11 protein-coding genes and 1 pseudogene are annotated in these 14,252 nt (G+C 67.5%); 7 read left to right on the forward strand and 5 right to left on the reverse strand.

All coding sequences use genetic code 11. The annotated features are described in order from the left end of the window. Positions 1-68 precede the first annotated feature (68 nt). From K343_RS21670 to K343_RS0110445, 4 genes are all read right to left on the reverse strand, one after another. On the reverse strand, positions 69-2,150 hold the full coding sequence (locus tag K343_RS21670; protein WP_154662511.1) for a DUF1302 family protein: 2,082 nt from the start codon (positions 2,148-2,150) through the stop codon (positions 69-71). Between the two features lie 49 nt (positions 2,151-2,199). Continuing rightward, positions 2,200-3,147, reverse strand: coding sequence for a WD40/YVTN/BNR-like repeat-containing protein (locus K343_RS21675; protein ID WP_051278160.1), 948 nt, complete (start codon positions 3,145-3,147; stop codon positions 2,200-2,202). 2 nt (positions 3,148-3,149) lie between these two features. Next, complete coding sequence (locus tag K343_RS0110440) at positions 3,150-4,532, reverse strand: DUF1329 domain-containing protein (RefSeq protein ID WP_028008030.1); 1,383 nt, start codon at positions 4,530-4,532, stop codon at positions 3,150-3,152. Between the two features lie 78 nt (positions 4,533-4,610). Beyond that, positions 4,611-7,052 carry an efflux RND transporter permease subunit gene (locus K343_RS0110445; protein WP_028008031.1) on the reverse strand — a complete coding sequence of 814 codons (2,442 nt, stop codon included), beginning with the start codon at positions 7,050-7,052 and terminating at the stop codon, positions 4,611-4,613. 382 nt (positions 7,053-7,434) lie between these two features. Between K343_RS0110445 and K343_RS0110455 the strand changes: the two genes are divergently transcribed. The 5 genes from K343_RS0110455 (at position 7,435) to K343_RS0110475 (ending at position 11,448) form a co-directional block, all read left to right on the forward strand. After that, the gene (locus K343_RS0110455) at positions 7,435-8,301 is read left to right on the forward strand and encodes a DUF1295 domain-containing protein (protein WP_028008032.1); all 867 of its coding nucleotides are present in this window, start codon (positions 7,435-7,437) and stop codon (positions 8,299-8,301) included. A 99-nt stretch (positions 8,302-8,400) separates the two neighbouring features. Then, the gene (locus K343_RS0110460; protein ID WP_028008033.1) at positions 8,401-8,901 is read left to right on the forward strand and encodes a carboxymuconolactone decarboxylase family protein; all 501 of its coding nucleotides are present in this window, start codon (positions 8,401-8,403) and stop codon (positions 8,899-8,901) included. Positions 8,902-8,937: 36 nt separating this feature from the next. Continuing rightward, positions 8,938-9,477, forward strand: a complete 540-nt coding sequence (locus tag K343_RS0110465) for a YaeQ family protein (protein ID WP_028008034.1) — start codon at positions 8,938-8,940, stop codon at positions 9,475-9,477. 230 nt (positions 9,478-9,707) lie between these two features. Then, on the forward strand, positions 9,708-10,622 hold the full coding sequence (locus K343_RS0110470) for an MBL fold metallo-hydrolase (RefSeq protein ID WP_028008035.1): 915 nt from the start codon (positions 9,708-9,710) through the stop codon (positions 10,620-10,622). A 4-nt stretch (positions 10,623-10,626) separates the two neighbouring features. Beyond that, a complete protein-coding gene (locus K343_RS0110475; protein WP_028008036.1) occupies positions 10,627-11,448 on the forward strand; it encodes an SDR family oxidoreductase in 822 nt (273 codons plus the stop codon). A gap of 265 nt (positions 11,449-11,713) precedes the next feature. Here K343_RS0110475 and K343_RS0110480 read toward each other — a convergent pair whose 3' ends face one another. Beyond that, entirely contained in the window at positions 11,714-12,526 is an 813-nt protein-coding gene (locus tag K343_RS0110480; RefSeq protein WP_028008037.1) for an HAD family hydrolase, read from the reverse strand. 125 nt (positions 12,527-12,651) lie between these two features. Between K343_RS0110480 and K343_RS25035 the strand changes: the two are divergent. Both K343_RS25035 and K343_RS24450 read left to right on the forward strand, forming a co-directional pair. Next, positions 12,652-12,782 (forward strand): annotated as a pseudogene (locus K343_RS25035) (transposase); the annotation flags it as partial. Positions 12,783-13,109: 327 nt separating this feature from the next. Next, on the forward strand, positions 13,110-13,952 hold the full coding sequence (locus tag K343_RS24450) for a hypothetical protein (RefSeq protein WP_154662512.1): 843 nt from the start codon (positions 13,110-13,112) through the stop codon (positions 13,950-13,952). Positions 13,953-14,252: the final 300 nt, after the last annotated feature.

Consider the following 14,252-nt stretch of genomic DNA (forward strand, 5'->3'; position numbering starts at 1 on the left):
CGATCAACCGCTGCCGATCGATCGCCGGAGCCCCAGACCTGCGGGGCATGGGGAGGTCTTTGCAGGGCCTAGAACTGATATCCGACGCGCAGCGTGAACTCGTCCGCGAAGTCGGCCGTCGACAGCGCGTTGTTGTTCGGATTGCCGCCGAGATGGCCGTTGATGTAGCTGTAGAAGGCGTCGACGGTGATCGAGCCGCGCGGCTTCCACTTGATGCCCGGTTGCACGAGGATGCCGCCGCGCGGGTCGTACAGCGTCGCCAGCGAGACGCGGTAGATGTCCTGCGGGAACGGCTGCTGCAGCGCGAACACGACGTAGTTGGCGCCGCCGCTGATGCCGCCGGCCGGGGCGTTGACGTTGCCGCCGTAGCCTTTCAGCGCGCGTCCGAACAGATCGTCCTTGGTGCGATGCATGTACTGCAGCACCATGTAGGTCGCCGGGAAGGCCTGCGTGAAGCGATGGTACTTTTCGAGCACCAGTGCGCCGATCGCGCTGTCCTCGCGCAGGTAGTTGCGCGACAGCGACGGCGCCGTGTAGACGCGGTTCGGCGTGTACGAGGCTTCGAGGTTGATGATCAGCTGGTCGAGGAACGAGCCCGGCGTGCCTTCTGTGACGTAGCTGACGCCGGCGCCGAACACGTTCTCGGCGAAGTACTCGCGGGCGATGTGTCCGCGCAGCGCGCCGCCGGCCGCCATGAAGAAGGTGTTCAGCTCGTTGTACGCGGCCTGCGTGTCCGCCGCCGGCGCCGCCAGCAGCCGGCTGGTCGCCGGCGCGAACTCGTTGATCGCGGCGTTGAGGCCCTCGACCGCGTCGAGGCGCGCCATGCCGGCGTAGTGGAACCACTCGTTCGCCGAGTAGACGCCGCCGGGCGCCGCTTCGAACGGCGTCTGCGCGAGCAGCTCGCCGGTCGACGGCCCGGTGACGCCGTTGTTGAGCAGGTTCTCGGTGATGCCGAGGATGTTGTTGTTCGGCAGGTCGCGGTCGACGTCCGACGCCGTCCAGCGGAACACACCGTCCGGGTTGTAGCGGCGCACCGCCATCGCCTGGAAGCCCCACTGCCCGTAGTTGCCCTTCAGGCGCAGGCCGTAGCTGATCTTGTCGTCGAAGCCACCCTTGGCGTACAGGTCGTGCACCGTGAACTGGGTCGGGATCACGTTGTACGGCGTGTTCGGGTTGCCGTAGATCGACGGCTGGAACTTCTGCACGTAGGCGTCGGCGAGCCATTCGTCGCTGATCTGGTAACCGAGGCGCAGGCCCAGCGAGGGCACGCGCTTGTCGGAGAACTCTTCCTGCGCGTTGTCGAGCACCGAATGGCGGCGCAGGTCGAGACCGTCGACGACGTCGAGCACGCGGAAGAAGATCGCCTGGCCCCAGGCGATCTGCTGGTTGCCGAGGCGCAGGTTCAGCGGGCCGTGGTTGTATTCGAGGAACAGCGCCGGGAAATAGACCTGGTAGTTCTTGCCGTCCCATTCCAGCGGATTCGGCGTCGAGTCACCCTCGACGCGGTACTCGTAGAAGTTCGGCTGATGGTGGTACAGCGCCGGATCGCCGCCGACGATGCCCATGCCGTCGGCGCCGACCAGATGCTCGGCGTTGATGTCGTCGTAGACGCCGGGGTCGTACATCGCGCGCAGGCGCGCGACCAGACTCAGGTCCGAGTTGAAGCGGATGCCGGCTTCGAGCTCGCCGCGCAGCACCATCATGTTGAAGGTGTTGTCGGTGCTGCGCACCGGACGCTCGATGGTGTCGGCGATCGGCAGCTGGCCGTTGACCACCGGCACCGCGCCGAGCAGATCGCCGAGCAGCGTGCCGGGCTGGGTGACGCTGCCCAGGCCGATGGCGTTGAGCGCGCCGGACAGCACCGGCACCGACAGCACCGGCCCGTAGGCGGTGAACGGATCGCCGGCCTGGCGCGCGACGCTGACGCCGTTGTAGACGTTGCCGCCCTGATTGAACGGATTCTCGTCGCCGGTGGCGACCGCGATCTCGGGGCGGATGAAGCCGCCGAGGCTGAAATCCATGCCGCTGAACAGCGACGAGAAGAAGCCGGAATCGCCGCCTTCCCCGTCGTCCTGCGCCGACGCCACGCCGGCCTGCACCAGTCCGCTGCCGAGCAGCGCGACGGCTGCCCATCTTGTCTTTCGATTCACGTCTGACCCCTCGCTTTCAGACCGCTTATTCGTTCTCGGGCGCCGGCCGCTATTCGCCGACGCGCACGATCCGTCCCGCCTGGCCGACGACCAGCGCCGGCCCTCCCGCCACGTGCGTGACACCCTGGTTCCAGTAGGCCGCGACTTCCGGCGTGTCGACGTGCTGCCAGCTGGCGCCGTCGTCGCGGCTTTGCAGCTGCTCGCGGATCGCGGTGATGACGACGCGCCCGCCGGGCAGCGAATCGACGCCGAGCAGGATCGCCTGCGTGCCGGCGTCGAGCGCCTGCCAGTGCGCGCCGCCGTCGGCCGTCTTCAGCACCGTGCCGCTCTGGCCGACGGCGTAGCCGACGCCGTCGCCGCGCAGGTCGAGCGCGAACAGCGAGGCGTCGCCCTTGTGCAGCAGCTGCCAGTCGCCGCCGCCGTCGGCCGAACGCAGGATCAGCCCGAACTCGCCGGCCAGCGTGATCACGCCGCGCTCGTCGATCTGCACGTCGTAGACGTGCGGCTCCTCGCCGTTCTCGGTGTACGCGGCCCAACCCGGCGCGATCGCACGCCAGTGCGCGCCGCCGTCGTCGGACTTCAGCACCGTGCCGAACGCGCCGACCGCGACCGCCTCGCCGCGCGCGTTGAGCGACACCGCGAACAGCCGCGCGTCGGTGCCGGCATCGACCTTGCGCCACTGGCCCTGCGCGTCGCGCAGCAGCACGGCGCCCTGCTGGCCGACGGCGATCGCGTGCGAGCCGCGCAGCGCGACGCCGAGCAGCGCCTCGGCGCCGGGCGCGGCGATCGCCTGCCAGGTCTTGCCGCCGTCGCCGCTGCGCTCGATCTCGCCGGCGGCGCCGACCGCGAGGCCTTCGCTGCCGTCGAAGGCGATCGCGAACAGCGCCTGGTGCACGGTGCCGCTCTGCACCACCTGCACGCCGCCTGCCGCGCCGGCCGCATACGCCAGCGGCGACAGCAGCAGGCCCAGCGCCATGCCCACGGTTCTGGCGTTCATCGTCAGGCCGAGCCGAGGCGCGCGATCGCCTGGTTGGTGAGGTACTTGTTGTAGACGTCGTCCTTGCCGACCGAGTAGCCGCTCTTGTAGCCGCCGGTCACTTCCTTGGCCTGCACGAAGCGCGTCATGCGGTTGGCCTGGATGTCGTGGCTGAGCACCGCGACCCACGACCAGGCCGGATGGGCGCCGTCCTTCACGGTCAGCTTGTCGTTCGAGTACTGCGCGTAGCAGGGCTCGAAGGACTTCCAGATCTCGCCGCGGCGGTCGTAGGTCACGTAGGCGACGTACATGCCGTTGCGCACGTCGATCCAGATCCGCTTCTTGCCCACCGGCGCGCGCGGATAGCCGGTCGGCTCGGCCTCCAGCACGATGCATTCCGGCACCAGCTCCATCCACACGTCGTGGAAGGTCTGGTTCTTCGGGCCGCCGTGCACCGGACGCTCGTAGTTCGGGTGGTAGCCGCCCATGAAGTTGCGCGAACCGATCGCGCCGAGCATCGGCTGGCGGCCGATGATCTTGTAGTTGCCCCAGGTCAGCATCGGATCGCCGGCCGCCCACGCGTCCGACAGGAAGAAAGTGATGCCCGGCACCAGCGGCTCGAAGCGCTGGTTGGTCGGGAACTGGCGCACGCGCTTGAACGCCGGCAGGTAGCCGTAGAGGTCCGGGAACTTGCGCTGGTCGTAGTACCAGGTGTTGAGGTAGGAGCTGCCGGCGGTGTCCTGCGGCGAGGTGAACCACACCGACTGATAGCGCAGGATGTCCTTCTTGCCGTTCCAGACCTTGCCGTCGACGCGCGCGGTGTTGTTGAGCTCGGCCCAGACGAAGTCGTACTGGTAGGCCTGCGTGCCGTCCGGGGCGATGTCCCAGTCGCGCACCGCGTACATCGAATAGTCGTGGCGCCCCCAGGACAGCGTCAGGTTGGCCGCCGCTTCGACGCCGTCCTTCGGCTCGACGAAGGGGTTGCCGCCGATCCACGGCTCGCCGTTGTCGGTGAACACGTTGCCGTCGCCGTCGAGCTTGGCGCGGCCCTTGTTCTTCAGCGTCGCCTCCAGGTACTCGGCCGGGAACAGCTTGGTCACGTCCTTGGTCGACTCGACGATATTGATGCGGCGCCCCATCGTCTTGACCTGCTGGTAGGCGATCGGATCGAGCAGATCCTTGACCGCCTCGACGTTGCTGGCGGTGATGACGTCGCCCGGCTTGATCTTGCCCTTGGTGTAGGCCTCGATCGACAGCAGCTCGTCCGGATACGCCTTCGAGCTGTCCGCCGCGTTGCCGATCAGCGGCCACAGCGGCGCCAGCACACCGGCGGCGGCGACGCCCTTGACCGTCTTCTCGAGCAGCATGCGCCGGCCGTAATCGAAGTCGTACTTCTTGATCCACATGGTTCTTTCTCCTCGCTCTACTGGCGGCGCCGCGGCGCCTGGGTCGTCGTACGGTGGGTTTGTCGGGAAGGGCGCGGCTCAGGCCGGCGCCGACTGCATCGGCTTGCTGCCGAGGTCCTCGGCGACGATCGCCGAGAGATCGACGCTCTCGCCGACCAGCAGGTCCTTGCGGCCGACGAACGAAGGCTTGAGCAGCCACACGATCAGCGGCAGCACGACCAGCGCGAGGATCATGTTGATGAGCATGATCAGCGTCAGCAGCAGGCCCATGTCCGCCATGAACTTGAGGTCGGACAGGAAGTACCAGGGCAGGATGCCGATCATCATGATCGAGGCGGTGAACATGATCGCCTTGCCGGTCGTCGTCAGCGCCGCGGTCAGCGTGCGGCCCCAGTCGTGATCCTGGCCGTGGTATTCCTCGCAGATGCGCGACAGCAGGTAGATGCCGTAGTCGATGCCGACGCCGATGCCGATCGCCGCGACCAGCATCGAGTTGACGTCGAGGCCGATGCCCATCAGGTGCATCGTCGACAGCAGCACGACGTTCGACAGATTGACCGGCAGCAGCAGGATCAGGCCGGCGACCAGCGAGCGGTAGGCCAGCGAGCAGCCGATCAGGATCACCAGGTTGAGGCAGCCGATAATCAGCCAGTGGTAACGGTCGACGACGTTGTTGACCGCCTGCTGCAAGGCAATCGTGCCGGTGCCGAGACGGATCAGGAACGCCTTGTGGTCGGCGCCGACCTTGTCGATCGCGCGGCGCGCCTCGGCCAGCGCGGCATCGACCGTCTCCTGCCTGTTGTCCTTGAACCACAGCGACACGGTGCCGTTCTGCTGTTCGAAGTCGATGACGTTGGAGAAGGCTTTCGGGCTGCTGCCGACCATCACCGCGCCGGCGGCGGCGTTGACGGCGGCGTCGGTCGGATCGAGCGGCGCCCATTTCGGGTTGCCGCCGGAGAACAGGCGGTTAGCCTCCATCAGATAGTCGCCGAACGACAGCGTCGCGCGCGGCGGCTGCGGCGAGCGCTCGATCTCGGCCTGCAGGGCCTGCATCGTCAGCACCGTGTCGGCCTGACGCGTGACGCGGCTCGGGCTCTTCTGGTCCTTGGCCTCGAACACGATCTCCAGCGTGTTGACGCCGGGGAAGTTGCGGTTGATCTGCGCGACGCCCTCGTTGTACTCCGACTCCGGCCACAGCAGATTGCTGCCCTCGACCGGGTTGCCGATCTTGATCTGCAGCGCGGTGTAGATCGCGGCGACGCTGCCGACCGCGACGATCAGCGTCGTCACGCGCGCCGGCCGGCCGTAGGTGGTCGCGGCGACGCCGCGCAGCAGCTGCGAGAACTTGCGGTGCACGCCGCCGCCGCCGTGGCCGACCAGCTTGTCGATGTTCTTCGGCGGCGGCAGCACCGACAGCAGCAGCGAGATCAGGAAGGTGCCGGTCGGGATCAGCCAGATCGCCCAGAAGCCGCAGAACAGCGCGAAGCGTTCCATCGCCGGAATCGGCGCGATGGCGATCAGGAAGATGCCGACGATGTCGGTGAAGATGCCGAGCACGCTCGGCACCATCATCACGCCCATGGTGATCTCGGCCGCCTTCTCGCGGTCGCGAAGATGCGCGTAGATCTCGTAATAGCGTTCGGTGAACTGCACGCAGTGCGAGAACGAGCGCGCGATCAGCAGCAGCGGCACGATCATCAGCAGCGGCTCGATCGGCGACTTCAGCCAGCCGACGAAGCCGAAACCCCAGATCGCGGCGACGGCGCTGGTGACGATCGGCGTGACGACGCCGACCACGTTGCGCATGTACAGCGCCAGGGTGATGACCAGCGCGGCGAGCGTCACCGCGAAGATCACGAACATCTGGCTTTCGTAGCGATAGACCCAGCCGGTCAGCGCCGGCTGGCCGGCGAGATGCACGTCGTGATGCTCGTCGCGCGCCGCTTCGACGAGCTTCTGCATGTAGTTGAAGGCTTCGCCGTAATCGAGCAGGCGCTCGATGAACGTGGCGTTGATCAGCGTCGCCGTGCCGTCGCCGGAGATCAGGAAGTTGCGCGCGCCCGGCGCCTTGTCGACGCGGGCCCGGAACTCGGCGATCTCTTCCGGCGTGGTCGGCGCGTGATCCTCCATCAGCGGACGCACGTCGATGCCGTAAGGCGTCGCTTCGGCGTAACGCGCTTTCTCGGTCGCGATCGACAGGATCTGGTCATGGTCGACGCCGGGCGCGAGATCGACGTCGCGCGTCAGCTTCCAGACCTTGGCCAGCGTCTCGGGATTGTAGATGTCACCATCCTTGCGCTGGATCATCAGCGTGAAGGTCAGCGGATTGCCGAAGTTCGGATGATCCTTGTAGACCTGCACGAACGGATCGTCCTTCGGCAGCAGGTCGGAGAAGATCGTCTTGAGTTCGACGTTGCGCAGTCCGACCGCGAAGAATGCCGTGACGAGCGCGAACAGCAGCGTCGTGAAACCGCGGTGACGCATCACCAGGGCGGCGAGCCTGAAGCGAAAGCTTTCCATGTCGTTTCCGGATAGGCCGGCGGCTGCCGGCGTGACCTGCCCCGAGGGCAGAACGGCGGGATCAGCAGCGCGGCGAGCAGGTCATGGCGAACGACAGGTCCACCACGCGGACGGGGGCAGGCAACATGGCTCTCTCCTCACTCGATGGCAGGGATCGGTCCGCGTCGCGGATGCCGTCGCTGCCTGTATTGATGGGAGCAGAAACTAAGTTCGGCCCCGCCCTGCCGCACTACACGAACGGGTAGTTTTCGCGCAGCCGCCTACCCGCGCCGCTCATGCTGGGCTGCAACATGACCTGCTGCATGCAGGTGAGGCGGCGCCCGTCCGGATCGACCATCGTCGCCTCGCGGCAGCGGGCCGCGCACCGAAACAGGAGGGCCCCGTGCGTCCGAGAACGGCGGCATTCGCGCTGATCTTCGTCGCCTACCTGACCGCGACCGGCGCCGCGCTCGCGCTGCTGGCCGGCGCGCCGGCGACGGCGCCGTGGGACGCGCTGCTCGCCGATCTCGCCGCCACTGTCGTCGTCTTCGCGTTCAGCCGCCGCTATCGCAACTCCAGCTTCTACGATCCGTACTGGAGCGTGATACCGCCGCTGCTGGCGCTGTGGTGGTTCGCGCACCGCGCCGACGGCGTCGATCTGTCGCGCGCCGCGATCGTCGTCGCGCTGGTCTGGCTGTGGGGCATCCGCCTGACCGCGAACTGGGCGCGCCACTGGGGCGGGCTCGCGCACGAGGACTGGCGCTATCCGCTGGTGCGTGCGCGGGCCGGACGCCACGCGCGGCTCGCCGACTTCCTCGGCATCCACCTGATGCCGACGCTGCAGGTGTTCGTCGCCAGCCTGCCGATCTACGCGGTGATGACGCGGGGCACGGCGCCGCTCGGCGCGCTCGACCTGCTCGCCGCCGTCGTCACGCTCGGCGCGATCCTGATCGAGACCGTCGCCGATCTGCAGCTGCACGCGTACCTCGCGCGCAAGCCGCGCGGCGGCTTCATCGCCCACGGCCTCTGGGCCTGGTCGCGACACCCGAACTACCTCGGCGAAGTGTCGTTCTGGTGGGGACTACTGCTGTTCGGCCTCGCCGCGGCGCCGTCGGCGTGGTGGTGGCTGCCGTGGGGCGCGCTGGCGATGACGGCGATGTTCGTGTTCGTCAGCATCCCGCTCATGGACCGGCGCAACCTCGAGCGGCGCCCGGCCTACGCCGAGCACATGCGCCGCGTCCCGGCGCTGCTGCCGCGGCCACCGCGGTGACCACCGCGGCGCCGAGTCATCCCGCAAATGGATCAGGCCTGCACCGGAGCGCGGTGCGGTAATTTGCGCGGCCGCTCGTGGCCGCTACGGAGACCTCTCATGCCGCGCATCGCCGTCGCCGACGATCTCGGCTCCTGGCTGTCGCTGCGCCCCGAACTCGGCGCCGGACTCGTCGCGCTCAGCGAGGCGGTCTACAGCCAGAGCCGCCTGACGCCGCGCATTCACGAACTGGCGCGCATGCGCATCGCGCTCGCCAACGAGTGCGAGGTCTGCCGGCGCGCACGCTACGCGCCGGGCTCGGATACCGGCCTCGACGCGGCGTTCTACGAGCACGTCGCCGACTGGCGCCGCTGGCCCGGCTACAGCGTGCGCGAGAAGCTCGCCGCCGAATACGCCGAGGGCCTCGCGCACGACCACCTGCGCCTGCGCGACGACGCCGATTTCTGGCAGCGCCTGCACCGGCACTACAGCGACGGCGAGATCGTCGATCTGGCGATCTGCTGCGCGCTGTGGCTCGGCGCCGGCCGCACGATGCGCGTGCTCGATCTGGGCCAGAGCTGCACGCTGACGCTGGAGCGCGGCGCGATGGCGGTGGTTTAAGCTGCGCGCCCGCCCGCCGCCGCGCCGCCGCCCCGCATGGCCCAGACCGCCACGCTGTACCACTTCACGATCCAGCTCGCCGACGTCGATCGCGGCGTCTACGCGGACTTCGAGCTGCGCGTCGCCCGCCAGCCGTCGGAAACCGCCGAGTTCATGCTCGCGCGCGTACTCGCCTACTGTCTCGAATACCAGGACGGCATCGCGCTGACCGAGGGCGTCGCCGCGGTCGACGAACCGGCGCTGCTGGTGCGCGATCTCACCGGCCGCGTGACGGCCTGGATCGAGATCGGCGCGCCCGACGCCGAGCGCCTGCATCGCGGCAGCAAGCTCGCCGGCCGCGCGGCGGTCTACACGCACCGCGATCCGGGGCCGCTGCTCGCCCAGCTCGCCGGCCGCAAGATCCACCGCGGCGACGAAATCCCGGTCTACGAACTCGGCCGCACCTTCGTCGCCGACGCTGCCGCCCGCCTCGAACGACGCAGCCGCCTCGCCGTCTCGGTCACCGAGCGCCAGCTCTACCTCGACCTCGACGGCCAGCCGTTGACGACGACGCTGGTCGAGCATCGCCTCGGCTGAACCGCGGCGGACACACTCGCGGCCGAGCGGCCGCCGTCACGCGCCACTTCGATGACGACGCGCTCGACGAAGCCTGCCGGCTGGCCGCGGCGCGGCCGCTCGACATCGAGGCCCGACTTCGATGGCTGGCCACGCAGCACGTGCCGGCGGCGCCCGGCCCGCTCTGTCGCACCTGAGTCACGCCGCGGCAGTTACACTCGCCGCCGGATACACAGGCCGGGAAGACCACGATGGGCAAGCGTTGGACTGCGGCGCTGGCGCTGGCTGCCGCGCTCGGCGCCGGATACTGGTGGCTGGCGCTCGACGGCCGCCTGCCGGACGCGGCGCATTACGACTTCGACCTCGCCGAAGTCCGCCGGCTGGCGGATTCGCTGCCGGGCGACAAGCCGGCGGCGGTGCAGGTCGAGAAGGTCGCGGCGTTCTCGTTCCCCGAAGCGATGGTGATGGCCGGCGGCGCCTGGCGCGGGCTGGAGATCCCGGTCTACGCCTACCGGCTGGTCTACGCCGACCGCACGGTGATGGTCGACAGCGCGCTCGACCGCAGCCTCGCCAAGCCGGCATTCATGGTGCCGTTCTTCGACGACGCGGCCTACGCGCGCGTCGAAAAGGCGCTCGAACAGGCCGCGCTGATCGTCGTCACGCACGAGCACATGGATCACCTCGGCGGCCTGGCGCGCCATCCGCAGCTCGCCGCGCTGCTGCCGGCGACGCGGCTGACCGCGGCACAGCTCGCCGAGCCCAAGTATGCGAAGGCCGCCGGCCTGCCAGACGGCGCGCTGGCCGGCTACGCGCCGTTGCGCTACGAGCGCTACGCGGCGCTCGCGCCCGGCGTCGTACTCGTCGCCGCGCCCGGCCACACGCCGGGCAGCCAGATGGTCTACGTGCGCCGCGCCGATGGCCGCGAGCTGCTGTTCATCGGCGACGTCGCCTGGCAGATGCGCAACATCGAGGCGCAGCGCGAGCGGCCGCGCTGGGTCACCGGCGGATTGATCGACGAGGACCGCGTCGCGGTCGCCGGCGAACTCAAGGCGCTCGATGCGCTGCGCCGCGCGGCGCCCGAGCTTCATCTCGTCCCCGGCCACGACGGCGAGGCGGTCGCCGCGCTGGTCGCCGCCGGCCTGCTGCAACCCGGCTTTCAGGAGTGAAACGATGACCCGCAATGTGCTCATCACCGGCGGCAACAGCGGCATCGGCTACGAACTGGCGCTGGCGCTGGCCGCACGCGGCGATCGCGTCGTCATCGCCTCGCGCGATCAGGCGCGCTCGCAGCAGGCAGTCGACGAAATCCGCGCGCGTCACGCCGATGCGCAGATCGAGGCGCTGCCGCTCGATCTCGGCGACGCCGCCGACGTCGACCGCTTCGCCGCCGAGCTGCTCGCACGCATGCCGACGCTCGACGTGCTGGCGCTCAACGCCGGTCTCTACACGCTCAAGCTGCGGCGCCTGCCGAGCGGCTACGAGGCGATGATCGGCGTCATGCACTTCGGCCATTTCCGCCTGACGATGCGTCTGCTCGAAGCGCTCCAGCGCGCCGAGCAGGGCCGCATCGTCGTCACCAGCTCGCTGATGCACCGCTTCGGCCGCATCGACGAGGCCAGCTTCACCGACCCTTCGCGGCACCGCACCGGCATCAGCGCGTACGCGCAGGCCAAGCTCGCCAACCTGCTGTTCACGCGCGAACTGGCGCGGCGCCTCGCCGGCACGCCGGTCACCGTCAACGCTTTCCATCCGGGCGCGGTCGCGACCGGCATCTACCGCGAGCTGCCGCTGCAGACGCTGATCACCGCGCTGATGCTGACGCCGGCACAGGGCGCCGATACCGCCATGTGGCTGGCGACCGCGCCGGAGCTGCGCCATGTCAGCGGCGAGTACTTCGTCAAGCGCAAGCAGCAGCGTGGCAGCGCCGCGAGCCGCGACGTCGCGCTCGCCGGCCGGCTCTGGGCACTGAGCGAAGCAACGCTGTCAGGCTGAGGGAAGGCCTGAAAAACGCCGTCATCGCGAGGCCGCACAGCGGCCGCGGCGATCCGGATACGCCGCTTGTTGCACAGGGTGCTGCTGGATGGCTTCGTCGCCCGGGCCCCCTCGGAAACCTCTGAATAGATCCGTCATCGCGAGGCCGCGCGGCGGCCGTGGCGATCCGGAGACGCCGCTTGTTGCATAGGGTGCCTGGATGGCTTCGTCGTCTGCGGCTTCTCGCAATGACCACGTATGCGCTTTTTCGGAGGTTCCCGAGCCGCTACGCCGGCACCGCGGCGATCAGCTCGCGCGCCAGCGCGTTCAGATCGCCGAGGCTGCCGACCACGGCATCCGGCACGTGCGGATGGCGGATCGTGCCAGGGAAGATCCTGTCGATCCACGCGCGATCCCAGCCGGCGCCGTTGTAGAACACCGCCGTCACGCCGGCCTGCTTGGCGGCGATCACATCGGTGGTGCTGTCGCCGACGTACCAGCAGCCGAGGCCCGGCGCCACGCCGAGTTCGTCGAGCGCCTTGAGCACGAGGTCCGGATGCGGTTTGCGGCGGCTGACGTCATCGCCGCAGACCATGGTGTCGAACAGCTCGTGCCAGCCTTCGGCATCGACCGTGTAGATCTCGTGCGCCATGAAATGCCGCGCGCGGTTCGACAGCACGCCGAGACGCAGGCCCAGCGCGCGCAGCTCCAGCAGGCGCTCGCGCGCATCGGCCTCCAACGGCCGCACCGCACCGAAGTGCCGCGCATAGCTCTTGTCGAACTCGCGATGGGCGATCACCTTGGCTTCCTGATCGGCACCGAACAGCACCTCGAACACATCGGTTCGCGAGATGCGCCGTTCGGCCTTGATCTTCGGGTGCAGGCGCGCGTGCTCGCGCACGTACTTGACGAGCTTGGCGTCCTCCAGCGTCTTCGACCGGCCCGGCGGCACCAGCCGCTCGATCAGTCCGAGCGGCCCGAGCCGCGGCAGCACATCGTCGAGCGCGTAGTACATCGCGTCCATCGTGTCGACCAGCGTGGCGTGCCAGTCGAACAGGATCACGCGCGGGCGCGCGCGCGGAATCTGCAGGATGCTCATGGCGATCCGTTCTCGTCTCCTCGCCCGCAGGCTCCGCCACCCGAGCCGGCGGCGTCAAGGCGTGGATTCCTTCAGCGGCACGCCGCCGTGGCCCGCCCCGCCGCAGCCGCGTGCCCTGGCCAGCCGTCAAAGCGCGCGGCACGAACGACATCCCGATCGCCGTCGCCGACGGCCTGAAGGCTTCCCCGAGGCGATCACCGCCTTCTTCCCCGATACGGCGGTCCGGCCCTGCATCGTGCAGCTGATCCGAGATTCGACACCGGTTCTCAGACAAAACCTCCGGCACGCGCGGATGCCGCTTGCCGCTGAACGGGATGCAGCGTTTAATTCAACGACAAGAGGTTTTTTCGGTGCGCAGGCTGTAATGCAGCGAGCGCATCCTGCTCCGGAGTTGATCCACCAGACTGAGGAGAAACCGACGATGCTATCGCGTCCGCCTTCGTTTCCGCTCCTAAAAACGCGACCGTCGTGTAATCAAAGCCTTGCGAGCAAGCGCGGCGAGTTATACGGACAGCATTACGGATTAGGCGGACAGCCTCGTCCGTCTAATTGGCGTTAGGCCCAAATCAGGACGGGCGCGAAGTTGAAAGACAAACTTGAACTAACTTGGGAAGTCGACTTTGGCAACCCGGGCGTAGACGACGCCAATGACAATCCGCTCGCCCGTGCGACCGATCGACTGTTCAGGCTTGGGAAGCCTTTCACTCGGTTGGGCAAATGTTTCTTCATGGAGCCAGCTGGCATCGTTAGGTGGCTCGGAATTTTTGTGCATTCGGCCGGCGACAGAACACTCTTCTTCCCCGGCGATGCGGCGCCAAATGACTACATCCGTGCAGTTGAGCACAAATCTGACCGCTGGAACCAACCTTTTCAAATTGACCATCTTAGCCTTGAGCCAGATTGGCAAAGTTGGCATCTCACTTCGGGGCAATCCAAAGAGCACTTAGGAAAACTTGCCACACACAAACTAGATTCCGAGCGTACGTTTTGGTTCGGAATGAGTGTTGCCGCTGAGAACCTTCGTGTTGTGAAGAATACGACTCGGGTAATTGCGGACACGCCAGTAAGCGATACTGACAGACGGGCAGAGGTGTTTAAACAATCGCGCGAGGGCGCCATTTTCCAGATGATGACTCTCAACTCAGGTCATCAGCAGATTCCACCCGAGGGGTTCTTGCATTTCTCGGTCATCGTCGGCTCGCCCGGCTTTCCTATCGGAAGCGGAGAAATACTCGGTTTGCCCCATGGAGGCCCTTTTCTTGCCAAACCGCCCCTGCCTCCCAGCGAGAAAGTTCCTAGCCGTCTTTACCGCTTGGTCCTGTCGGAGTCAGTCGAGTTAGAAATTACCGTCTCTGCACATGCAGGGCCGTTAAGCACCAATGTCGTCTACAGTTGTGCGCAGTCAGGTACGCAGGCCGCAAAATGAATTGCCATCCTTGGCCTAACAATGAGTTGCACTCCGACGTCCCAGCCGCCGCTTCGCGGCACCTGGGTCGCGGGTGAACTTGGGCGTTGAGGCTGTAGAAAAACCCTTGAACCCGGTCTGAATTGGCACGTAACACGCTGCTGTTTTCCCATCTGAATGGAGCAGCATCATGGCGCGCTACAAGCCGGTTGATCGTCATCTGTCGAAGCTGCTCGCGGTGCGTTTCTCCGAGCAGATTCTGCCGGGCAGCTTTGAATATGCAGTGAACTGGCTGGTCGATCACCAGATCGACATGCGCGT

The sequence above is a fragment of the Solimonas flava DSM 18980 genome (assembly GCF_000426685.1).
GTDB classification, from domain to species: Bacteria; Pseudomonadota; Gammaproteobacteria; order Nevskiales; family Nevskiaceae; genus Solimonas; species Solimonas flava.

Excerpts from the sequence above, each read along its gene's own strand:
- K343_RS21675 (WP_051278160.1), bottom strand. The coding sequence starts at position 3,147 with ATGAACGCCAGAACCGTGGGCATGGCGCTGGGCCTGCTGCTGTCGCCG.
- K343_RS0110440 (WP_028008030.1), bottom strand. The coding sequence starts at position 4,532 with ATGTGGATCAAGAAGTACGACTTCGATTACGGCCGGCGCATGCTGCTC.
- K343_RS0110445 (WP_028008031.1), bottom strand. The coding sequence starts at position 7,052 with ATGGAAAGCTTTCGCTTCAGGCTCGCCGCCCTGGTGATGCGTCACCGC.
- K343_RS0110460 (WP_028008033.1), top strand. The coding sequence starts at position 8,401 with ATGCCGCGCATCGCCGTCGCCGACGATCTCGGCTCCTGGCTGTCGCTG.
- K343_RS0110465 (WP_028008034.1), top strand. The coding sequence starts at position 8,938 with ATGGCCCAGACCGCCACGCTGTACCACTTCACGATCCAGCTCGCCGAC.
- K343_RS0110470 (WP_028008035.1), top strand. The coding sequence starts at position 9,708 with ATGGGCAAGCGTTGGACTGCGGCGCTGGCGCTGGCTGCCGCGCTCGGC.
- K343_RS0110475 (WP_028008036.1), top strand. The coding sequence starts at position 10,627 with ATGACCCGCAATGTGCTCATCACCGGCGGCAACAGCGGCATCGGCTAC.
- K343_RS0110480 (WP_028008037.1), bottom strand. The coding sequence starts at position 12,526 with ATGAGCATCCTGCAGATTCCGCGCGCGCGCCCGCGCGTGATCCTGTTC.